The following is a 23,932-nucleotide window of genomic DNA, read 5'->3' on the forward strand; positions in this document are numbered from 1 at the left end:
ATGTTCTAAGGATTGACACATCTATTTTTGTTTAATATTTTTATCCAATTTTTCTTTTATTATCATCATGGAAATACGAATTTCATTAATCTCACTATCACTTAGTCCGTTAAACAATTGATTTATTTGTTCATCTGACTGAATATGAATTATATCTAGTAGTTCCTCTCCTTTTTTTGTCAAAAAGAGAAAGTTTTTTCTGCTGTCTTTTATTGAGCTTCTTTTCTCTATTAATCCTTCCTTCTCAAATCTACGTAAAATTCTGCTCATATAGCTTCTATCAATATTAAGTTCTTGCACAAGATTATTCGCAATACACTCTGTTCTTTCGCTTATTTCAAATAGTATTCGTGTTTCGGTTAATGAATAATCTGTATCTAGAATCTGGTTATTAAATAGACCAAGTACCTTTGTATAAAAACGGTTGAATTGTCTGATGTCATAAGTAATTTTTTTATCCATAGATCCTCCTTTAGTTGACTAAGTCCACGTTTAATATTAATATAACTGTACCCTTAAAATGTGGACTTAGTCAATGTTTTAAGGATGCCATTTTCAAAAATCTGTCGCAATCTTTATTAAAACCTAATTGAAGGAGATCGTATATGATTATTCGAAAAATGAAAAAAGAAGACAATGCAAAAGTAAAAGAAATTATACAAGATTCATTAAAATCACTTGGATTAGCGCTTCCTGGAACAGCTTATTTTGACCCTCAACTTAATGACCTACATCAATATTATAATAATCTAAAACATGCGAACTATTGGGTAGTAGAAATGGAAGGAGAAGTTGTTGGTGGAATTGGTATAGCACCGTTTAACGAATATGATAAAGTTTGCGAATTACAAAAGCTATACTTAAGTCCAAAAGCACAAGGTCTAGGGTTTTCCAAGAAACTAATGGAAACAGCTTTGTCATTTGCCTCTAAACATTATGAAAAGTGCTATTTAGAAACAATGCATGAATTAAAAACTGCATGTCTATTATATGAAAAATTTGGATTTATACTTTTAAATGCCCCCCTACCAGGTTCTGAACACTCCACTATGAATGCATGGTATATAAAATCTTTTTAAAATTAGGTGTATTAAACGCATCTATAAAAAGGAAGTATTGAAGGAGCTTTATTTTGACACAAATACAAACATGAATTTCAACTAAGCAATCAATTGCCTCTCTTAAACTGGCTATTTAAAAGTGATGAAAAAAACTCAAATGTAGCGATAAAAGTTTTGATAAATCTACAAAATGTAGTGATAAAACGAAGGAAAAACCATGAAAAATAGGCGTATCATGCAAAGTGTTGATACGCCTTAAAACTACATTGTTAAACAACATGTGTCGTCGTGTAGTAATAATGATGTTTATTTAATTATCTTAGTTTCAGTATTACAAATAATGGCTATCTTCTTTTATAAAAAATATATAATTTATTCAATTATTTTTTCGATAACAGGCATAGCAGCAATTGGTGGAATAGAGTGAGTCCATCCTACGGAAAATATGTTTAGTTTTTCACCTACGCTGTAGTTATCTTTGCTAGTAATAGGGACACGTAAGATTTTATTTTGAGAGGCTAATTCCCACCAATTATTTTGATAAGAGAGTGCCTCCACTTTTGTGTTAGTGTCAGCTACAACTAAATAATTATCATCTGCTGAAATAACATATCCAGTGAAAGGTATCTGTATTCGTATTTGTTCTTCGTTAATAGGAGTAGGGTTACTTATAGAATCTGCCGAAATAGGAGTTAATCCAAAAGCTAATCCACATCCTAGTGTTAAAGTGGTTACCATTGTTACTAATTTTTGTTTTTTGAAAATATAATATAAATCCCCCTTATATTTTATCCGTACACGATCACCTTTCTATTTATATATAGAATGTATTCTGATATTCCTAAATCTAACAATTATGTCACAATTGATCCATTGTTTTTTCAACTGGGTATTATTTAAAGATAATATATGTTATAATTCACCAAATTAACTATTAATTGTACCTTCAAAAATAATATATTTCTTCTCATAAACTACGTAAAATCGAGTTAAAATTAATAAATATATACCATTTTTGTAAGTTGGGAATTAACGGTAAATCATAAGTAATATAAATGTACACAAAAGTGTCGATTCTAATAATCTAGTTTGGCTAAAAAACTTATATCTTAAATAGAAGACTAGATACGTTTTGACTAAATATAGATAATTTTTTGTATTTTTTAGTAGTATAATGAGATTTTTTAAAAATGTAATATTATGTATATATGGAAATATTTATCTATTTTTGGGTTATTAGGGATTTATTTTATCTATAAAAGAAAATTAAATATTGATGTATAATTAAAAGTTCTGGTGCGAAAAATTTTATGGGAATTGCAAAAAATCTCTACATCTTGGACATACTGATGCTATTACTCTAAAAAAAGTATGTGATCGGTATGAAAAAGGAAAAAATTTTCATATGCAAGCACTATCAACCTACTATTATCTTATTAACGGTAAGATGGTACCCACGGTACAACCTAAATTTTCGTTATTTGTTGATGCGGATATTCTAGAAAAAGATGGGACAATCCATGACCAAAAAAAATAGAATATTTAAAATCACATATTATAAATTTTTAGAGGAAGCATCCGTAGCGGATGCTTTTTTCTTTGCTATATAAGATTTATATAATAAATGAGAAATTAACTAAGCAGACAATTGAACCCCGCAACTCAAACAACCATACTCATATCTCACAAATTGATCCATAACTAAAATAATTAAACAAACATTTGTTTAATTTTACATAAATGATTTCTTCATTTATAAATTTCTTAGCGTACAAATTCATCAAAATGATATGGTGATCCCAATTAGGATGACGTTCTTTTTAAAGTACTGTTATATCTGAGTTTAGGTGATTAGTTATAACTGTCTAGAAGTTTTTTTATGAGAACATAGTGTGTTAATATTTCGACATTTTTATATATTTTATGTTTTTTTTTAAATAAATGTATTAAAATCTGTTTTTTCTCATACATTCATTTGATTATTCTTCTTTTTAATTGAATTGAAATGTATCCATTTTCTTATATAAATGAGTATATTTATGTTAAATTGTGTAAATATGTGTAAATAGATAATATGAATATGTAAGTAATATTTATTACTTATATATTCATATTTTAAGTATCTAGAAATATAGCGGAGGGATATTATGAAAAGGTGACAGAAACGAAAAATACAAAATTTAGTGATGGTAACCGCCACATTATCTATGTTTACTATTGGAATAACGCCCTCATTAGAAATCTTTGCGGAAGAATAAGCGCAGCAACAAAAAGTATCCGTGTTAAAAAATGATACAATCCAAAAAATAGCGGCACTAGGGTATCCAAATTTAATGGCTGAAATTTGGAAAAGTACAGATTCTAATCCGATTAAACCAGATACACCGAATTCTTCGAATATTTTAGAAGGAAGCCAGTTTGCATGGTCGCTGAAAGGGATTGGAGATTTTGAATTTGCGAAAGTAAATTTAAATAAATCAACAGAAGAAATGTAAATTGATTTAAAAGCAGGTGTACCACATAACTACTTTGATAGTACATATGCAAGTATTAAAGTGCAAAATACATCAGGTAAAGTGGTATATAGCAAAGAAATTTATGGAAATAAGCAACATAATGCTGAGCAAGCAAAAATTCCGGTAAAAGTAGGCGATTTTATTGAGTTCACACATTTTGAAGGTGCGAATAGAGCCACTATTACAAATATGAAAAAAAAAACATTCATGAAAGTTTTGGGAATAAAGCGGTGTATGAGATTACAAAAGAGGGATTGAAGAAAGTAAATCAAATTGTTAATCCGAAACTAGATACAGAAGCTCCCACACAGCCACAAGGACTATATGCAAGCAACGTTACTTCTAACAGTGTAGAGCTAAAATGGAATCCTCCTACAGATAATGTAGGTATAAAAGAATATCAGGTATTACGTGATGGACAATGGATTCAAACGGTACAAGGAACAACATTTACTGATCAGAACTTAACAGCTAGTAAGGAATATAAATATACAGTGAAGGCTGTAGATGCAGCTGGAAATACATCAATTCAAAGTAACATTCTTCCGGTAAAAACAAAAGATCAAAATGTATCTTATAAAAAATGGGATCCGAAGAAGGCATATACAAAGGGAGATAAAGTAGAACATCAAGGGAAAGTGTATGAAGCTGTTCAAAATCATCAAGGAAATGGTGACCCAAATTGGATATTTGCTTTATCGTTATGGAGCCCGCTTATTTTGAATTTTTAAGTTGATGGCATGGGAATTATTTTATATAAATGAGAATCATGCAACAGTCAAAAGTCAAAAACAAAAAAGGAGAAATTATTTTGAAAAGGATTTCATCTTTATTATTAACTATGCCTATTATTTTAGGAAGTATTGCTACGATTCCGCATACAAAGGTTTCAGCTGAAACAATGTCATTCAATCAAGAAACATTCACTTTAGAAACATTGAATCAACAGACAGATCAAGCCATTGCAAATGGTAATTTTGAAGCCCATTTGGAAAATCTCACAGCATATTTAAATGGAAATGTTGGGGGTATGACTGAAGAAAACTTGAAAAAGAAGCTTGCAGACCCAGTATTTGCAGCAGCTTTGGCTCAGTGGCAATTCATATCACAAACAGGTGGTGCAACAATGGATGCATTTGCCAAAAAAGATGCTGACCATCAGAAATTTCTTAGCTGGGCTATGAAAAATACAAGCGTGATGAATACCTATCTTGAAGGTGGTAGTCCAACGGGAAAAAATCCTGTAAATGCACTTGAGATATGGAATACAATCTGGAATGCGGATGCAGATTCTCACGAAGGGTTGTATTTGAAATTAGCGGTAGCTACATCGTTAGCTCATGCTGAACCTATAAAATATTGGACAAACAATCAACCTATTAATCCATTAACAAGGTACCAACATTATAAATCAGCAGATCAAAATAATGAGTTACTTCCTTGCTTTAGAACATATGATGTTTGGCATTTAAGATTAGTAGTGAATACTTGGTCACCAGAAGAAGATTTAACTTGGGCAAGAAATATGATTAATACGGAACATCCAGAACTTAAAAACCAAGATAAGGTAGGGGAAAGTGCATATTTGATTGATTATGTAACCCATAACAAAGATGGAGTTAGTATTCAAGCTGGAAATGATGCATTCTACGGTTTAGGTTGGAATCTTTCTTCCATTTATAGATTTGGCGGGGTATGCGGTAATATTTCGAAGTTTGGTACGCAAGTAAGCCAAGCATTTGGAGTGGCAGCTATGCCTGTTGGACAACCTGGACATTGTGCACTTATATGGAATAACAAGCCATCTTCTTGGAATTTAGGATATGATATATCTGGATGGGGTCAGTCGAGCCGTCATGATGCAACTGTTATTCCTTGGTCAGATAATAGCCCGACAAATCAAGTGCCGTATATGCTACTATTTGAAAATGCTGAACGTGACCCAGTAAAACTAGATCAATCAGAGCGATTACGCTGGTTAGCGAAAGCGATGACTTCAACAGATAATAAAATTGCAATTTATAAAATATCCACCAATATTTTACCAATCAATTTTTTAGTATGGAATGATTACGTTTCCCTTATGTTACAAAATCCAAATGTAACAGATGCTGAGTGGAAAGAATTAAATAACAGTATCATTTCCGTCTTTGCGAATGAACCGCGACCGATGATGGATCTTATTACTCAAATAAAAGACCATGTACCAATTAGAGATGGTATCTTAGAAGGAGACCAATTTGCATGGTCACTGAAAGGGATTGGCGATTTTGAATTTGCGAAAGTAAATTTAAATAAATCAACAGAAGAAATGCAAATTGATCTAAAAGCAGGTGTACCACATAACTACTTTGATAGTACATATGCAAGTATTAAAGTGCAAAACACATCAGGTAAAGTGGTATATAACAAAGAGGTTTATGGGAATAAACAGCAAAATGCTGAAACACAAAAAGTTCCAGTAAAGATCGGCGATTTTATTGAACTTACACATCTAGAAGGCAGAGAGAGGGCAACATTAATAAATTTAGAGAATAATAAACGTGAAAACTTTGATAAAAAAGCAATTTATGAAGTTACAAAGGATGGATTGAAGAAAGTAAATCAAATTGTTAATCCGAAACCAGATACGGAAGCTCCCACACAGCCACAAGGATTATATGCAAGCAACCTTACTTCTAACAGTATAGAGCTAAAATGGAATCCTTCTACAGATAATGTAGGTGTAAAAGAATATCAGGTATTACGTGATGGACAATTGATTCAAACGGTAAAAGGAACGACGTTTACTGATCAAAACTTAACAGTTAATAAGGAATATAAATATGCAGTGAAGGCCGTAGATGCAGCTGGAAATACATCAATTCAAAGTAACATTCTTCCGGTAAAAACAAAAGATCAAAATACATCTTATGAGAAATGGGATCCAAAGAAGGCGTATACAAAGGGAGATAAAGTAGAACATCAAGGGAAAGTGTATGAAGCTATTCAAAATCATCAAGGAAATGGTGACCCAAATTGGATATTCGCTTTGGCATTATGGAATCCACTGACATAGGGGGCTGATGGCATTCCCCAAAACTTAAGAATGGAGACAATATAAATTGATGGACATGTATGGCAACCCAACTTAGCGTATTTAATGAATCGATGGTTTTTTAAAAATGTATTATTGTAACAATTACACCATCTAAAATTAAAATACAAGTTTATGCCATAATTCACGAATAAACAAATTTCAGATGCCTAAGAAATTACATTTTCTCAATACCTATTTTTTCTATTAGTTAAATATTTTAGTTAGGTTACGGTAGTAATCTAACTAAAATATATTAAGCAAAGGGGACTGTAATATGGAAACAAAAGCACAACAATTAGTAGCAACTGTATTATCTCAACCCAAGCCTTTAGATGGACAAAAAAAACCGCTCAAGTGGGAACTTTAGTACGGAGAGCTTTCCTTCAGGTACAAAATATTTAAAGTGGGAAATTGAGGGTGGAGGAGATCCAGATTTTATTAGTTTTAATGTTATGAAAGATGTATCTGCTGGTACAGATCACATTGTTTTTCACGATGTATTAAGCGGTAATAGAACAAGTGTAATATCCGCGAGATCATTGTATATTGCGAATCCTAAAAATGCATCTGAACCATTTAAGGCAAGTGTATACGCCATTTTTTTATGCAAAAAGGAAGAGGCTCTTTATCAATCTCTTTCCTTTTTATTTATCGCGAGGGGGTTATTTTCAACTGAAAATAACTGATAGACATAAAATATGGCCTTTGACCCATTTTTGCATGTATCTTGTTTCTAGCGGGCATACCAATCTCTTCAAGGCCTGACACGATTAAAAAAAGAAAATTGTACGGTAAGATAGAAAGCCTTATGTCAATAGGATTAACTTTATTAGTACTTTACTTTAAATAAGAATTGTAAATGTAGCAAAATATTTTTCGGTGTAAATCCGCATTTTCGGAGGATGGGCAAAAGCACCCTATTAATAATCATTGAAAGAAGGGCTGAAAAATGGAAGACAAATTACAAATTGTTGAGAGCCTGTTACAATAGAATGAAGTCAAAAGTCTAAATACCCTTAGGTAGCTCTCATAGGTGTAAGATCTAGGGGGGCTTTTTTAATAAGGGAAATACAAAATTTCACGTACCGTAATGTTTAATAAAAAATAAAATACTTAAACAATAGTCTACATTTAATTTTTTGCCTAAATAATCCGCTTAATGGATACTGCATTGTTTGGGATGTTGCAGAATCCTTATAATAAGGATTCTTTTTTATTATATATAAGCAAAAGAGAACTCTTAAATAAAAATTAGAATAATAGAAGGCCTTCGAAATAGTGCTTTATCTATTTCTGAATATAACACTGATTTGAATTGTATTTCTCAATAAAAAAGAAATGCAAATGGGATAAAATAAACTTTATGATATATATTTAGGGGTCACCACGCTATGTTGAGGATTTTTACGTTTAGACACAGGTTGACCTTTACGATGTATGTTATTTATATAACTAGGAGGGGGAACATGAAATTAATATCAAAAATAGTAATGACTGCGTTAATAGTATTGAGTACATTTGCATTCAACTTAGGTGGAGAATTTGATAAGAGTTTTCTTTCTACCCCAAAAGCATATGGGGATGTAATCAAGGCACTTCCACAAAATGCGTCAAAGATAGAGTTAGATTATGCTCCTGTGTATGACTACGACACAGACGGGTGTTATGCGACTGCAGCAATTTCTCCAGATGGCACGACTAACCCTGGCCTAAGTTTGGGCGGTTCCCCGGAAAGTGTCTGTAGAGATGTTAACCGACTGGAAAATTCAAACACTTATTCTCGGGCCAAATCAAATAATGGTTGGACTGCCATTATGTATGCGAGTTACTTTGAGAAAGATCAATCAACTTCGGGCCCTGGTGCGCTTGGACATCGACATGACTGGGAACACACAATAGTTTGGGTTAAAGATAGTCAGGTTCAATATGTAACTTATTCAGCACATGGTAATTGGTACACTAACCCTCGCTCAAACGTTAGATTCGATGGAAACCACCCGAAAATTGTATACCATAAGGACGGCGGCTCGACACATGCTTTTCGCCTGGCTAATAGCAATGACGAGCCGCCAGAAAACTATTATCACCAGTGGCTCCAACTACCAATGGTTGGTTGGAATGGCTATCCAAGCCCAAATATTCGTGAAAAACTAATGACTACGAACTTTGGAGATGCAACACTTGAGATCAAAGATGGAAGATTTGAAAAAGCTCTTGCTAACGCAAAGCCACCCATTAACTTTGACCCTTATGCACCGGAACTGGAAGATGGTGGTACTTATCAAATAGTTTCTATTTTAAATAATAGTAGTGTCGTTGACTTAAATCAAGCAGATGGAAATGTTCAATTGTGGCAAAATGGCAACGCTAATAATCAAAAATGGAAGCTAGTATATGATTCAAATAAATCAGCATACCAAATTAAAAATATAGCAAATCAAAATTTAGTATTAGCTTGGAATGATCTTAATGGTTCTAATAATGTAGTTGCTACATCTAATCAAAATAAGGAAGAGCAATATTGGATACCAACAGAAGCAGGAAATGGATATTATTATGTAAGGAATAAGAAGGATCAAAACAAAGTGTTAGATGTAAGTGGTTATGGTACTGCAAATGGAACAAATGTTACAGTATATAATTTCCATGGTGGTAATAATCAAACATTCCAATTGTCTAATGTAACAGGGACTTTAACAAGAGAAGTGGAGTCACTCTATAAGGCACAGCCTGGTCAAAGCAGTAGATCAAGTAATAATTTTTCACTTGAACATCTCGCGGCAGGTACCAAAGTACGAGTTGTTTTAGAAGGAGCAGGTGCTACCTCTTTGTCATTTAAAATCTCAAGAGATAAATCAGGTACAGACCCTATAATTTGGTCAAATGTTAGAGATGGTTCTATTCTAACGATCCCTTCAGGAGATGATAGAAAGAATTTGTATATCTCAGGTCCTCCTAGTGGATATACTTCTAACGGTACATTTAAAGTAAAATTCTACGCTCTTTCAAACTAAAAAATATTATAACGTTTCTATTCCTTTTATATTAATCTAATTAGAAAATGAGTATGCATACTTCAAAATTTTTTTTCGGCTTGCTCGATTGGATTAACTATATTAATAGGAAATATAGTGTTTTGTTGCAAAGTTCTTTAAATGAAGCGTATAAAATGGGGTCGAAAGTCTAAATACCCTTAGGTAGCTCTCATAGGTGTAAAATATATGGGGGCTTTTTAATACAGCTTATAATAATTTCACGTACCGTAATTAAAAACAAAACAAAGAAATCCTTAACAAGTGGATTTCTTTGTTTTGATAGTATTGTTATAAGAAATTGTTGTTTATATAAATGCATGGAGAACAACAACTGATTTATAAAACAGCTATAACCACAATTGCTATATGAAAAATAGTCATTTTATGAAAATTGTAACTGAACATTTTTATGAGATGATATGATATTTAAACTTTTAACTATCCTTATACAAGAGATGCCTTTTTGGTAATATAAACAAGCTTTTTCAAATTGATTTTCCTTTTGATAACAGGTTGCTAAGTCAATATAAGATATGGATAATTGTTTAGTATCTTTTTCATTTTTGAAAAAAGGAATGGCTTTTTTTTCAAGAAAATTTTTAAAATTTGTTTGGTCAAAATATAAATGATTTTGATAGGAAAATAAACAATATAGTTTAGGGTATTTATTTTTTGTAGTTCGTAACCCTCGATTTAACATCTTTTTAGCATCATTCATTTTTTCCTTATCAAAAAATGAAATCATAGTATCATATAACTTTTCTAATTCAAGTATTTCTAAATCTACTGTTAATGTATTGTTTTTGATTTCTTCTAATCTCTTATATAACAATTTTTTGATATTCCAACTTGGAACAAGTTTCTTATTTTCAATTTTACTTAAATAAGATACCGTACATATGCCATAACACAAAGTTTCTTGTTTTATTCCATGTTTTAATCGTTCATTAAAAAAGAAATTTCCTATATTTTCATTCGAAACCGTATCATTCTTAATTTCAGGATTAGACTTAAATTCCTCTATTCGCTCTAAAAGTAATTGTTTTACTTCGGGTTTTGCTTCTACTTTATTATTTTCTATAAAACTTAAATGGGATACTGGGCATATTCCTTTACATAGCTCTTTTCGAGTTAGGTTATATGTCTTTCTAAATTCACGAATTTCTTTACCGATTGTATTCATTATTATGCCCTCCCTAGAATCTCTTATAATGAAGGATATTCCTTTTTTTAGAAAAATTCAAATAAAAAAACAAAATCAAACTTCAGTCCAGTTGGAATTTATAAATAAAAAAGATAAGATCGGGGAATACGATCTTATCTTTAGCGTAAGGGAAAAACAAATAAAAGAAACCATCTTAATTTTTATAATATTATATTTTTTGTTGATTTTCTATATAAGAACCATATATAACAAATATATCTATATTGAGAAATTTATTACAAAACGAACTATAAATGATGAAAAAACCGAAAGTAAACTTTTACCCAAAAGTTTACTTTCAGTTCCCCTTAAACATTGGCTTTTATCTAATTTTATTGATATTATAAAATTAGATAAAAAAGTATACATTCAAATCATTGAAAATAAAGGGATTGAAAAACAGATGAATAAAAAGCAACATTTAATTGATGTACAACCAATTCGAAGCAAAGAACAGCTCGAAGACATGAAATGGTCTCTTAAACGTCATTGTTCAGATCGTGATTACATTTTATTTCTAATTGGTATTAATACGGGGTTACGCGTAAGTGATTTACTTAAAATGGAAACGAGTGAAATTTTAAAACTAAAGCGAAAAAAACGGAAAGAATTTAAAGTGAAAGAAGGAAAGACAAACAAGGAGCGTATCATAAATATTACATCCATTTTTGAGGAAGTACTTCCATATGCTGAAAATCTAAAAAGTACCTGGCTATTTCCTTCTAGAAAAGGGGATAAACCCATTAGTAAAATTCAAGCCTATCGACAATTACAAAAAGCCGGAGATTTTGCCGGGGTAGAATCTTTAGGTACTCATACCATGCGTAAAACATTTGGATATTGGTTTTACAAGCAAACAAAAGATATTGCTATGTTACAAGAAATATTGAATCATAGTACACCACAAATTACACTAAGATATATCGGGATTAATAAGGAAGAAAAAGATAATGTACTTGATACATTCCGCATCTAGTTTAAATTAGATGCTTCTTTATTATTTTAATAGTAATAAAATCTAATATATAATTAAAAAGTTTTTAATGAATTAATAAGGAGATGCGAGTATGAAGAAAGTCATAGGACTTATAGTATCATTATTTTTATTATTTTCTACCTATGCACCAACGTTTACAGAAGCAGCCGAAGTTTTAAATAAGGTTGGCTGGGTGAAGGAGAAAGAGAATTGGTATTATTACGAAAAAGATGGCAGTAAAAGAACAGAAACAATCACATTAGATGGCATAGAATATGAATTCTTCAAAGATGGTAGGTTGTTTGAAGGGAAAAAACAAGTCGGAAATGAATGGCTTCATTATAAAGAACCTGGAAAATTACTAACAGGATGGAGTTTTTCAGCAACAGCTTGGAGTTATATACGTGATGGGAAATATGCAACTGGTGTTATTACCCATCAAGGGAAACAATTTGAAATTAATAAATACGGAGAAATGGAAAAAGGTTGGGTTACATTACGTTCTAAAATTAAAAGAATGTATCCTAAACCAGAAACAAAATTTTTATTTGAGTCGAAGCCAGTAAAAGACGGAGATGTACTAGAGGTTATTGGTAAACAAGGTATTTGGTATCAAGTAAAATACCAAGGAGAAATAGGGTATGTAAGAATTTTTGAATCTGTAGTTATAGGAGAAAATCCCACACGTTCTTGGGATGTTGTAAAAGAAGGAACAAGCCTTACGCGATTTATACTAACGGAGTATAAAAAAGATCCTGAAAAATACTTTCCTCCAAATGTAATTAAAAATCAGGAGAAAGAACTCCATGAGCTAACAGAGAACGTAAATAATGTGTATTATGATTTCCAACAATTAAAATCTATGTTGTTATTTGATAATGCAAAAGGATGGGTACAAGAAGAGGGGAAATGGACGTATTATTTAAAAAATGGTAGTCGTGTAACAGGTCTTCAGACCATTGATAATAAACAATACTATTTTGGACCTGATGGTTTTATGCAAACCGGTTGGATTGATAAAGGTGGCGCAAAATATTATGCGAATGAATCCGGTGCGTTACAAAAGGGTATCCAATATATTGATGGGAAAATGCATTACTTTGATCAAAGTGGTATCTTATCCCGAGGTATGCAACAAGTAGATGGAAAACCGTACTACTTTAGTTATGAGAGTGAACCAAAAAGCGGTTGGATTACATTAGAATCTCTTGTAAAAAAAGTATATCCAGAACCAGATTTAAAGAAAGTTTTACGAGCAAAGCGTGTGGATACTGGTGAATTAATAGAAGTAACAGGAAAAGTTGGTTCTTGGTATGAAGTAAAGTATAAAGGTGAAAAAGGGTATGTACGTATCCATGATGCCATTATTTTTGACCAAGAAGCAAAGACACCGTTATCTTTATTAGACGGTAAATTGAAGATTTTTGAAGGTGTTTTTAACTACATCAAAAGTGACGAGCCTTTACTCAATAATACATTAAAAACTCTACAAGATTTAGAAAATAGTACAACTGATTCGATTGAATTGTGGAATAATGTTGCAAAAGACGCTGAAGATGCGAAACGTGACCTAGAAGAACAAAAAAAACAAGTACTAGAATTTGATCAAAAAATGAAAATTCTGGGACAAAAAATAAAAAATGATTGGGACCGTTTAACAAAAGAAGAGATGCGACAGCTGATAGAAATGTTTCAGGCTGATGCTGAAAGAGCTGGTATATTCGGAGAAGAACAAGCAAATCATTTTTCAGAACAAATTTTAAGAAGATCTCATGAAATGGTTCGATTCATGGAAGAAGTGCAAAAATCTCTTACTCAAATGGTAGAGTTTAACAATCAAATTTATGACGTAATTAGAGAAGATATACAAAACGTAGGAAAGTTTCAAGATCAATTTAATGTGTATTTAAAACAAATCACAGATGCGATGACTGAATTGACAAAGAGTATGACGCATATTCAGCAAGTATTACATAATAATGGTACGTTTGAGGATTTAGGAAACATTGCAACAAGTACGATTCGATTAAAACACTCTATAGATGCGGCGAAACCTGGGATGGAGGAACTTGTACAAGTAACAAGAAAAAATGTTCCAGTCATAGCAAAAGATTTACAGGCATTTCAAGAAAGAGTACCGGGTATTTATAATGACGTAAATACTGGATTAGATTTTGGAAATGCGTTTATGGATACAGCTTCTAAAGTTGTCCGACATAAGTATAATATCCCTACTGCAGCAGCTAACATTGGGAATATTAATTTAAATAATGCATTACGTGATTTAGGTGGAGATCCATCTCGTTTATACAATAGTAAGAATGACGGAGATTTATCGTTCATTTTAGATATCACACCAGGGATTGGAACAGAAAAAGAAATTGGTCAATTAATTAAAGGTAAAGACCTGGTAACAGATAGAAAATATGGACCAGAAGATTACGGATGGGGTACACTAGCAGTTGTATCAGGTGGTACATCTAAAGTAATTGGGAAAGTCGTAGGAAAAATTGGCGACCTTGAGAAGAAAGGTAAAGCACTAGAAGCGGCTGCTAAGTATACTAATGCATTTGGTAAAATAAGTACTCGAAATATACCCAATATGACCAAAAAAGAAATCTTAGAAAAACTTCCAGATGGATGGAAATATACTGAGAATAATGGATTTGTTCATGTTTGAGATGCTACTGATACAATTAGGATGCGAATAGACCCACCCGATAAAGTAACAAAATATGATCATGTACATTTATATGATGGGAATAAAAATCCATTAGATTTAAACGGAAATATAGTAGATGCTAAAAGTCCAGATGCTCATATTCCATATAAAATGTAAGAATTGAGGTGGAAAAATGAAAGTACAGAGAATACAAGAAGAAATTGATAAGCTATCTTACTGGGATGCTTGGGTTACTAAATTAGTATGTGATTATTTTGGTGATGAAGTGATTTTAATTTTTAAAGATGGGGATGATGATGTCAGCCTTCAATTTAGTGGCTGCTATAAAATCGATTTTAAACATAGTATGGGTTATGTAAAAGAAAGATCAATAAAAACTTTTACACATGAACAGTTACCATATTTTCTTCATGATATTGAAATTGGTGAAATAGAAAAAGAAGGTTTAAAATTATATACCTGTAAAATAATTATGCCTCCTATGGACTTAGAAATATGGTGTAAGGATATAAAAATTGAAAGATAAGTATCTATAATAAAAAAATATAAATAATTAATTTCTACGTTTTTTATTAAGTAGGTGATAAAATGGCAACATTGTTGGAAGAATGTATTGGAGCATTAGGCGCAGAAATTGAAATTTTAGAAACTAATCAAGGAAAAATAATAGTAAAAAGTTTTGGGAATGCATTTCCTATTACATCATGGGGGAGAGTAGATTGGTCTAACATTCAAAACTATGGTGATTTATATAATGAGGATGAAATAAGATTATATCTACAGAACTGTTTTGGAACATATTCTCAGACAGTATATATTATTTGGGATAATACTAGAGTGCCAATAATAAAAACAAATTTACATCAAGTTTTAAATGTAATAGATGATGTCACAGCTGTTAGTTTTGATACCTGGATATACTCGCCAGATGTGGGGTATGTTATTGAGTATCATCATGATGGTGATATACGTATTGGAGACGTAAAAAATATTATAAATAAATAGATTTTTATAGACAAACGTAGGAATTCTTTCAGTTTGGTGCCCATATTGTGCGACATGGCATCTTCATGGACAAGGAGACGGACATCGTAGTGCTCAATGCCAAAATAGGAGAAGTCCATTTATTGAAACAGGGTACATTATAAAATTTATATAATAAATGAGAATTTAAATAAGCGGACAATACCCCATAACTCAAAATCCTCATATCTCACAAATTGATTCATAACTAAAATAATTAAACAAGCGTTTGTTTAATTTTCCATACCTGATTTTTTCATCCTAAGTAAAAAAAATAAAAAAATTTCATTTACATATATTTAAGAATGATATTTAGTTACAATATGAAATTTATTTTCTTATAGTTAATTAATCCTAAATCTAAATATATTCCTTTCTGTAAGAATGCGCCATTCTTCTCTATTTACCTATACCTATATTTTTTATAACTTATTATGGGATAGATATTGATTTAAAGCGTTTTGTACGAAATGAACAATTGGTGTTTTTAGGAATTGACAGCCAATTGCAATATCTTATTTCCTTAATTCACATAATTTTCAAATATAAAAAGTGCATATGTTAATATTTGGTATATAATAAAATTAACCCGTGGTTATAGTGTTTACTCCGATTCAAATTATGAGATAGTTTGTTTTAACTTTTTTACATTATCTAAAAAAGAACTTGTAGGAATTCCTACAAGTTCTTTTTGTTCTTCGGATTGACGAATAGTAAGTGTTATTGGGGATACCGCTAACATTTCAAGAGTCGTCATATATTCTTATGAAAAAATGCTGTAGAAAGCTTAAGAATTCTTAAGAACTTTTGCCCCTTTTTCTTAAGGTTTGGACTCTAGAGTATGATTATGAGTTCAAACCTGTGGGATGATTAGGTATGAAAACAATTCGCTTTCTTATTTCTGTATATAATGCACTAAAAATCAATTGGTGCAGCCATTCCAAGTTCAAGGTTTCTTGAAGACAAAATAATTGAAGGAATTGATTTGAAGAAAGTAAATTACATTGTCAAATATGGACTGAGTACAGGTGTATTCACAGAAAAATTAATTAAAAACAGAAATCTCAAGACAATTATTTTATTAGTGGAAAATAATAAGGCATTTTATTTTTTTACTAAAAGCAAAATTTAAAGAAAAAGGGAACTTATTAATTATATATGGTTCAGCAGTAAATATTGAACAATATATTAGGGGAACGATATTACTTATATCTATTATGTTATTTCTTTTCTCCAGTTTGCAAGTTTACAATAAAGAGAAGATAAAAATGTCTCACCTGCTTATGTCTTTAGCTGTTTAATACGAGACAAAATATGGAGGAATCATATGGAGTCAAAAATTCTTATTGTCGATGATGATAAAGAGATTAGAAATCTTATCTCTGTTTATTTGGAAAATGAAGGTCTGAAAACTCAAAAGGCAGAAGATGCTATGGAAGCTTTAAAACTGTTAGCAGAAAAGGAGTTTGATTTGATTATTTTAGATATTATGATGCCAAATATAGATGGTATTGAAGCGTGTATGAAGATTAGGGAAGACCGCAATATACCTATCATCATGCTATCTGCAAAATCTGAGGATATAGACAAAATTCAGGGTCTAGCCTCTGGTGCAGACGATTATTTATCAAAACCGTTTAACCCATTGGAATTAATCGCTAGGGTAAAATCGCAATTAAGAAGGTTTAAAAAATACAATACGTCAATAGATCATAATAAAAGCATCCTAGAAATTGGTGATTTAACCGTGAATACAGATACACGTCAAGTATGGGTAAGGGGAAAGGAAACAAGGCTAACTCCAAAAGAGTTTGATATCCTCGAACTACTTGCCCGTAACAAAGGGATTGTCTTGAGTGTAGCAAAAATATATGAATCAGTTTGGAAAGAGTTTTTTTATAAATCAGATAATACCGTCATGGTGCATATTACAAAAATAAGAGACAAAATTGAAGAAGATTCTAAACATCCCATTTATATTAAAACTGTTTGGGGAATTGGGTATAAAATATGAAGAATGTTAGTTTCAGAAATAAGATCATTATAAAACTTCTTGGTGCTGTTGCAGTTAGTTTTTTTATTTCATTTGGTTTAACAATCCTCATTTTGGTATACGTCATAGATCCATTTTTTGTAAAACACGAAGAATTTGGTATGTTTGAATTCAATTTGGCATTGTTGTTCTTATTCGCGTTCGCAATCTTTAACTTTATAATAATTTTTTTGATATTGGTTCGAAAGAAAATAGTATATTTGAAGCTCATTTCGGATAATGTAAATGATATTGCAAATGGAAAACTGGGTTTGACAATTGGGATTAAGGGGAAGGACGAATTGACCCAACTTGCTCAAAATATCAACTATATGTCCAAGGAATTGGAAAATACATTTGAACAAGAAAGACGATTAGAACGTACAAAAAATGAACTTATAACCAATGTATCTCATGACTTACGCACACCGTTAACATCTATTATTGGCTATATAGATTTATTAAAAAGAGGGCAATACAACAGTAAAACACAATTACAGGAATACCTTGAAACCACTTATTCAAAGTCACAGAGACTGAAATATTTAATTGATGAGCTGTTTGAATATACTCGTTTATCAGGCATAGATGCTAAGTTAAATCTTAATGAAGTTGATTTATCAGGTTTGTTGGAGCAAATAGTTGGAGAATACATTCCTATATTTGAAAAGGAAAGTTTAAGTGTTCAAAAATCAATAACGGAAGAAACAATACCTATTTTCATGGATGTAGAAAAAATGGTACGTGTATATGAAAATCTGTTTATGAATGCGATAAAGTACAGCATGAAACCTTCCGAATTATCCGTATGTCTTGAATTAATGGATAACAAAGCAATTTTGAAAGTATCAAATAAAGTCGAGAAGCCGCCTGTTAGCGACCCTAATAAATTTTTCGAAAGATTTTTCAGGGGTGATAAGGCAAGAAAAAATGATCAAGGAAATGGACTGGGACTTGCTATCTCAAAAAGAATTGTTGAACTTCATCATGGTAATATACATGCAGAATATAAAGAAGGTTGGATATCCTTTATTGTTGAACATCCAATCAAATAGATTAGCTTATGGAATTACAGGTTCCATAAGCTTTTTTTTATAAAACTTAAGAATTCTTAAGGATTTTACAGGGTGTTTCCTAATTTTCATAGTTTATCATGTATGTATTCAAAGTAATGAGGTGAGTGGAGAAATTAAAAATAAAATTTTTTTTACAGCTTTCAATTGGATACATCGTGACAGCCTTATGGAAAAGGTAGATGCAACATGACTATTTTGTTAGTAGCAAATATGAATAGCAACTTATTTTAAAGAAATGAAAAAACAAACGTAGGAGGATATATATGACGAAACCAGTTGTAGACGTGAAAAACGTCCAAAAAGTGTACGGTAAAAAAGGTGAGAACCAATCACACGCGTTAAAAGGTGTTTCATTCTCAATTCAAGAGGGTGAGTTTGTCGGAATTATGGGACCATCTGGTTCTGGTAAAACGACATTATTAAATGTAATTTCAACGTTAGATAAAGCAACGGGCGGCGTTGTTGAAATTGCAGGAACAGATATTACGAAAATGAAACAAGGTGAACTTTCTGATTTCCGTTCACAAAAGTTAGGATTCATTTTCCAAGACTTTAACTTATTGGAGAACTTATCTATTTACGAAAACATCGCTCTTCCACTTTCCCTTCAAGGTGTTTCATCACGAAATATTGGACAGAAAGTAGAAAAAGTAGCTGATATGTTAGGCATTTCAGCAATACTTCAAAAGTATCCATCTGAAGTATCTGGTGGACAGAAGCAACGTTCAGCAGCAGCGCGCGCGTTAGTTCATGAACCAGCAATTATTTTAGGGGACGAGCCAACAGGAGCTCTTGATTCTAAAAATGCAACGAGTTTACTTGATGCCATGACAAGCTTAAACAAAGTGCAAGGTGTATCAATTATGATGGTTACGCATGATCCTTACAGCGCAAGTTACTGTCAGCGTATTTTATTCATTCAAGATGGTGAGTTATATAAAGAAATTCATCGTGGTGGTACCCGTGAAGAATTCTATAAAGAAATTTTAGACGTGCTTGCAAACTTAGGCACACAAAAAGCGTAAGGAAGGAAGTTCAATCATGTTATTTAAGCTTTCTATGTCAGGCCTAAAAAGTAAGTTGCAAGATTACATTGTTTTACTTGTTGGTCTTATTGTCTCTATTTCAACTTTTTATATGTTTCAAACGTTATCACTAAATAAAGCGTTCCTTGAATCCAATCCACATGCTGATACGGTTGCAATTGCATTCCAAATCGGTTCCTTTTTATTAGCGATTGTAACGTTTTTCTATATTTTATATGCAAATTCTTTCTTATTATCTCTTCGCCAAAAAGAATTTGGTATGTACATGATGTTAGGGGCAAAAAAGCATAAAGTTACCTCACTTATGTTTATCGAAACAATCGTAATAGGTGCCGCATCTCTTGCAATCGGAATCGCAGTTGGTGTAGGGCTTGCAGAAGGTATTGGTCAGTTATTAATGAAGCAGTTGGAATTCTCTGGTGAAGATTATAAAGCATTTTATATTCCATCTATGACTGTTACTTGCCTCTTTTTCTTTGCACTATTTATAGTATCAGCAATCATGAATAGTATGAAATTATCTCGTATTTCTGTATTACAACTTGTACATGCAGATGCAAAAACAGAGCGTATCGCTGTAAAAGGAAAAATGACAGGTGTAGTTGCATTCCTTGGTCTGATTTTGCTAGGTATTGGGTATGCATCACTGATCCATATAGCACATTTACAGGAAAAAGAGCTATTAACCGTACCTAAATTCATGGGTATTGGATTAATCACAGCAACAGTCGGTACTTACATGTTATTTGGATCACTTCTCCCAGTTATGCTTAACAAGATAAAGAGTAATAAAAAACGTCGTGAAAAAGGGCTGAATGCTTTTACTTTTGCACAATTGAATTTCCGAATTAATAGCCTAACACGGGTGCTTGCAACGGTAGCAATCCTAGTGGCTCTTGGCGCTGGTGGAATTGCGTGTGGTATGGCATTTAAAAATAACGTTCTAAAGACGACTGATAAAGAAAAAGTTTACGATTCAGTCGTTCATAATCCAACAGCGGAAGAAAAGAAAATTTTGAGTGGCATCTTATTTCAAGAGAAGTTTGAATATCGCTACAAAGTAGATGATCAGTATGTGTATTATATAAAAGAAGATGTAGAGAAAAATCGTCCTTTAGCACAAGATAGTGAAAATAGGAAGAAGATGAAAGTTTCAGAGGAATTTCCTAAGGATGCATTTACATTGCCAAAACAACTGTATAAACTGTATAACGATGATACGAAAACAAAACAATGGAAAGAAGCTTTCTTCACAATCCAGCCAACTTATATGTATCCTGATCATGAAATAAAAATTATAGACCCAAACATATACGATAGTATGAAGGATAAAGAAAATACTGTGTTTATTGGGAAAACAGATGATTTTGGAGCGCATTTAAAAGAATGGAAAAAACTTGATGAACTACAGGTAGCGAAATATAAAAATGTGAAAGCAGAAAAATTAGGTAGTACGTATCAAATGTATAATCAGAGTCATGGTATGGCCAGTGGATTCATGTTTATGGGCTTCTTCGTTGGAATTGCGTTCTTAGCAATGATGGCAAGTTGCCTAATGTTTAAAATTCTATCTGGCGCATCGAAAGACAGAAAACGTTATCAAATGCTTCGTAAAATCGGTGTCCGCCGGGGGTTATTAACACAATCGATTTATAAAGAGTTATTCTTCATATTCTTAGTACCGGCAATTGTGGGTATTGCTCATATATTAGTTGGTATGAACATGTTCGGTCCGCTTTTGATTGATCCGTATTTCCGAATTTGGTTGCCACTTGTCATTTTCGTAGTGATTTACTTAATTTACTACTTGATTACAGTTCAATTGTATAAAAGAATTGTACTTCCAAAAGAAAAATAGTTTTACAAAACATACAAAATGTTAAACTGGGGTACAGAAACGATTCAAAGAATAACCCGCCACATCTGAAAATTTCCAATTTGGGCGGGTATTTTTTATTATGTTTTGTCTTGTAGTATTCTATATAAAGCAGATCTTGAAACATTGGTAATTTCACAAATATGGTCAAAAAAGGACAAACTCTCCAAGGGGAGAAGTCTGTCCAAAGGCAGATATATCTTATCAATGAACTTTTTGGTTTAACAGCATAACGTTCAATACCGCTAGGAATCTTTTACCCTTCTTTCATATCCCACTATTTTTGCAACAGAACCTAAAAAACGACACCCTTTCTCATTTATATTATTAAGAAAGAATAACGCCTTTTTTAAAAATTCTTAAGTTGATGGGCATGCGGCTGTACCCCAACATTCGTTAGAATAGAAAAGAGGCATCTTTCCGAAGCAGGAGAGATGCCCGATTTTACAACAATTGAAATTCAAGATGAAATTTTTTTCTACCAGAATCTTATAATTTAATTTAGTCTCTGTAATTTAAATTTTTGATTATTACTAGCTGTAAATGGATATACTATAACATTTGTTCCATCTCTAGTACCAGAACCAGTTACATCTAAATACCTAGAGTTTTTCTTATTTTTTAAATAAAAATATCCATTTCCTGCATCTTCAACTATCCAATAATGCTCTTCATAGTATTGGTTAGGTGTAGCAAAAACATTGCTAGAACCTTGATAGTCATTCCAAGCTAGTATTAAATTTCCATTTGTTACACTTTTAATTTGATAGGCCTTTTTATTTGAATCATATACTAACTTCCATTTTTGATGATTACCGCCGTTATTGCTCCATAAGGTAACATTATTCGTTGATCGATCCATATCTATAACGCTACTATTATTTAACGCAGAAAATAGTTGATAGGTACCATTCAAATTAGCTCCAGGAATGTTTTCTCCTACTTCTTTATATATGACATAATCCATTCCATTGACCGTTGCTATTACTGCATATTGGTCTTTTAAGTTTAATGGAAGCTGGTCAATCCACATGCTTGCATTTGGTCCTCCGCTCCACATATTATGAGTAGTCCGTTTTGTTAAATTCATAACTTTATAGGACGCATTTGGTGCATTTGCTCCCGTTTTTATTTCAAATGTATAGGCATTGTGTATCGGTTTGTAGAAATATTGAACACTTGACGGACGAAGTCGATCCATAAGATCCTGCTCTTCTTTCTCCGCAATTTTCACCGATTCATATAATTTATCAGCATAATTCTTAAGATCTTGCCAGCTATCTTTTGCTGTATTAAGATCTGCTTTTATAAAAGCAAATTCTTCTGGGGTAATGAATGTGATATTTTTTACTAAATTATTATATTTTGCTGCTACAGTATCCCAACTATTAGACATTTTCTGTATAGAAGTAATAGCTGTGTCAATTGTTTCCGCCATATTCGTAGTCTTATTTTTTGCATCAGTTATAATAGCTATTTCTGCTTGTGCCCCAGAAATTTGTGCTTTTAAAATTTCTATTTCTCGCTCAGCAGATGCAATATTACTTTTTGCTGTTGCGATCAGCGGTCCACCAATGATACACGTTATTAACGTCGCGCAAAGTACTGAACCTGCAATAATTTGATCATTGCTTTTTTTGATAGACTCATTATACCCATTAATTCGCTGTTCTAAATACGGAATACCTGCAGTTGTACTAGCTAAAATAGTCGTTAATTGATTTGTATCTTGTTTAAAGTTTTGCGTATCTGCTGTCATTTTATTTCGGAATGTTTTCAGCTGTTCCAATAGCTCGTTAACTTCACTTTTATTAGTCAATATACTTTGATACAATTTTTCGAGCTCAGTTTTCAATTTTTCAGTATCTTTTTGATCTATTGCATCTAGTAAAATACTATAGTGTGTTTGAAATGTATCATTATAATTTACAATGTTTTGATTCGTATTCATAATACGTGGTTTAAGATTATCTAACCAATAGGTCGCGTTTTTTTTTGCATCGTCCTGGTGCTTCAACATGTTTGCTCGTAAATAACTATTAAGAGAACTTATACCACTAAGGTCTGTCTCTTGTTGATTGCGTATTGTTTTGGCATATGAATCCATAACAAGTACATTAGACATTGCTGGTGCTAGTACATCTTGAAAGCCCTCAGGACCAAGTGAATAATTATGAATGGTTTCTTGCGATATAGTTGTATGGACTTTTTGTTCTGCCGCGAAAGTATGAAGTGGTACTATATTACTTGTTACCATTCCAGCAATCATCATTGATAATAGGAATTTCTTGTACAATTTCTTATTCATATTATCCCACCTACGCT

At 32.0% G+C, this 23,932-nt stretch carries 15 protein-coding genes and 5 pseudogenes; 15 read left to right on the forward strand and 5 right to left on the reverse strand.

Annotated elements, in window-relative coordinates; all coding sequences use genetic code 11:
- Positions 1-21: 21 nt before the first annotated feature.
- Positions 22-462, reverse strand: coding sequence for a MarR family winged helix-turn-helix transcriptional regulator (locus MKX31_RS27580; protein ID WP_064474305.1), 441 nt, complete (start codon positions 460-462; stop codon positions 22-24).
- Positions 463-605: 143 nt separating this feature from the next.
- Between MKX31_RS27580 and MKX31_RS27585 the strand changes: the two genes are divergently transcribed.
- Complete coding sequence (locus tag MKX31_RS27585; protein ID WP_088047596.1) at positions 606-1,079, forward strand: GNAT family N-acetyltransferase; 474 nt, start codon at positions 606-608, stop codon at positions 1,077-1,079.
- 354 nt (positions 1,080-1,433) lie between these two features.
- On the opposite strand, the gene MKX31_RS27590 is transcribed toward MKX31_RS27585, so the two are convergent.
- Positions 1,434-1,799: a DUF3221 domain-containing protein gene (locus MKX31_RS27590; RefSeq protein WP_064474303.1), complete on the reverse strand. Its 366-nt coding sequence runs from the start codon at positions 1,797-1,799 to the stop codon at positions 1,434-1,436.
- A gap of 644 nt (positions 1,800-2,443) precedes the next feature.
- On the opposite strand from MKX31_RS27590, the pseudogene MKX31_RS27595 reads away from it, so the two are divergent.
- From MKX31_RS27595 to MKX31_RS27615, 5 genes and pseudogenes are all read left to right on the forward strand, one after another.
- Positions 2,444-2,548 (forward strand): annotated as a pseudogene (locus MKX31_RS27595) (IS6 family transposase); the annotation flags it as partial.
- An 801-nt stretch (positions 2,549-3,349) separates the two neighbouring features.
- Positions 3,350-4,308: pseudogene (locus tag MKX31_RS27600) on the forward strand (putative mucin/carbohydrate-binding domain-containing protein); the annotation flags it as partial.
- Between the two features lie 80 nt (positions 4,309-4,388).
- Positions 4,389-6,635 (forward strand): putative mucin/carbohydrate-binding domain-containing protein, encoded by a 2,247-nt coding sequence (locus tag MKX31_RS27605; protein WP_340981779.1) that lies wholly within the window; start codon positions 4,389-4,391, stop codon positions 6,633-6,635.
- Positions 6,636-6,930: 295 nt separating this feature from the next.
- Positions 6,931-7,258, forward strand: a pseudogene (locus MKX31_RS27610) (DeoR family transcriptional regulator); the annotation flags it as partial.
- Positions 7,259-8,122: 864 nt separating this feature from the next.
- Positions 8,123-9,670, forward strand: coding sequence for an NPP1 family protein (locus MKX31_RS27615; protein WP_340981780.1), 1,548 nt, complete (start codon positions 8,123-8,125; stop codon positions 9,668-9,670).
- Positions 9,671-10,073: 403 nt separating this feature from the next.
- On the opposite strand, the gene MKX31_RS27620 is transcribed toward MKX31_RS27615, so the two are convergent.
- A complete protein-coding gene (locus MKX31_RS27620) occupies positions 10,074-10,874 on the reverse strand; it encodes a helix-turn-helix domain-containing protein (RefSeq protein ID WP_088047599.1) in 801 nt (266 codons plus the stop codon).
- Between the two features lie 424 nt (positions 10,875-11,298).
- Here MKX31_RS27620 and MKX31_RS27625 point away from each other — a divergent pair, with 424 nt between their 5' ends.
- The 9 genes and pseudogenes from MKX31_RS27625 to MKX31_RS27665 form a co-directional block, all read left to right on the forward strand.
- Complete coding sequence (locus MKX31_RS27625) at positions 11,299-11,871, forward strand: tyrosine-type recombinase/integrase (protein ID WP_340981803.1); 573 nt, start codon at positions 11,299-11,301, stop codon at positions 11,869-11,871.
- Between the two features lie 91 nt (positions 11,872-11,962).
- The gene (locus MKX31_RS27630) at positions 11,963-14,551 is read left to right on the forward strand and encodes a pre-toxin TG domain-containing protein (protein ID WP_340981781.1); all 2,589 of its coding nucleotides are present in this window, start codon (positions 11,963-11,965) and stop codon (positions 14,549-14,551) included.
- A 175-nt stretch (positions 14,552-14,726) separates the two neighbouring features.
- Positions 14,727-15,080: a hypothetical protein gene (locus tag MKX31_RS27635; RefSeq protein WP_098001728.1), complete on the forward strand. Its 354-nt coding sequence runs from the start codon at positions 14,727-14,729 to the stop codon at positions 15,078-15,080.
- 62 nt (positions 15,081-15,142) lie between these two features.
- A complete protein-coding gene (locus tag MKX31_RS27640) occupies positions 15,143-15,559 on the forward strand; it encodes a CDI toxin immunity protein (RefSeq protein ID WP_340981782.1) in 417 nt (138 codons plus the stop codon).
- A gap of 1,345 nt (positions 15,560-16,904) precedes the next feature.
- Complete coding sequence (locus tag MKX31_RS27645) at positions 16,905-17,591, forward strand: response regulator transcription factor (protein WP_222655511.1); 687 nt, start codon at positions 16,905-16,907, stop codon at positions 17,589-17,591.
- Entirely contained in the window at positions 17,588-18,664 is a 1,077-nt protein-coding gene (locus MKX31_RS27650; RefSeq protein WP_222655512.1) for a HAMP domain-containing sensor histidine kinase, read from the forward strand. The genes MKX31_RS27645 and MKX31_RS27650 overlap by 4 nt, the downstream gene beginning before the upstream one ends.
- 284 nt (positions 18,665-18,948) lie before the next feature.
- Positions 18,949-19,710 (forward strand): ABC transporter ATP-binding protein, encoded by a 762-nt coding sequence (locus MKX31_RS27655; protein WP_098103163.1) that lies wholly within the window; start codon positions 18,949-18,951, stop codon positions 19,708-19,710.
- 16 nt (positions 19,711-19,726) lie between these two features.
- Complete coding sequence (locus MKX31_RS27660) at positions 19,727-21,589, forward strand: FtsX-like permease family protein (RefSeq protein WP_088047350.1); 1,863 nt, start codon at positions 19,727-19,729, stop codon at positions 21,587-21,589.
- Positions 21,590-21,750: 161 nt separating this feature from the next.
- Positions 21,751-21,840 (forward strand): annotated as a pseudogene (locus MKX31_RS27665) (IS6 family transposase); the annotation flags it as partial.
- 263 nt (positions 21,841-22,103) lie between these two features.
- Here the strand turns inward: MKX31_RS27665 and MKX31_RS27670 are convergent.
- Both MKX31_RS27670 and nheC read right to left on the reverse strand, forming a co-directional pair.
- Positions 22,104-22,808 carry an RICIN domain-containing protein gene (locus MKX31_RS27670; protein ID WP_308010603.1) on the reverse strand — a complete coding sequence of 235 codons (705 nt, stop codon included), beginning with the start codon at positions 22,806-22,808 and terminating at the stop codon, positions 22,104-22,106.
- A 30-nt stretch (positions 22,809-22,838) separates the two neighbouring features.
- A pseudogene (nheC, locus tag MKX31_RS27675) lies at positions 22,839-23,915 on the reverse strand (non-hemolytic enterotoxin subunit C); the annotation flags it as partial.
- Positions 23,916-23,932 lie beyond the last annotated feature (17 nt).

The sequence above is a fragment of the Bacillus sp. FSL M8-0063 genome, assembly GCF_038005545.1.
Lineage (GTDB): Bacteria > Bacillota > Bacilli > Bacillales > Bacillaceae_G > Bacillus_A > Bacillus_A wiedmannii.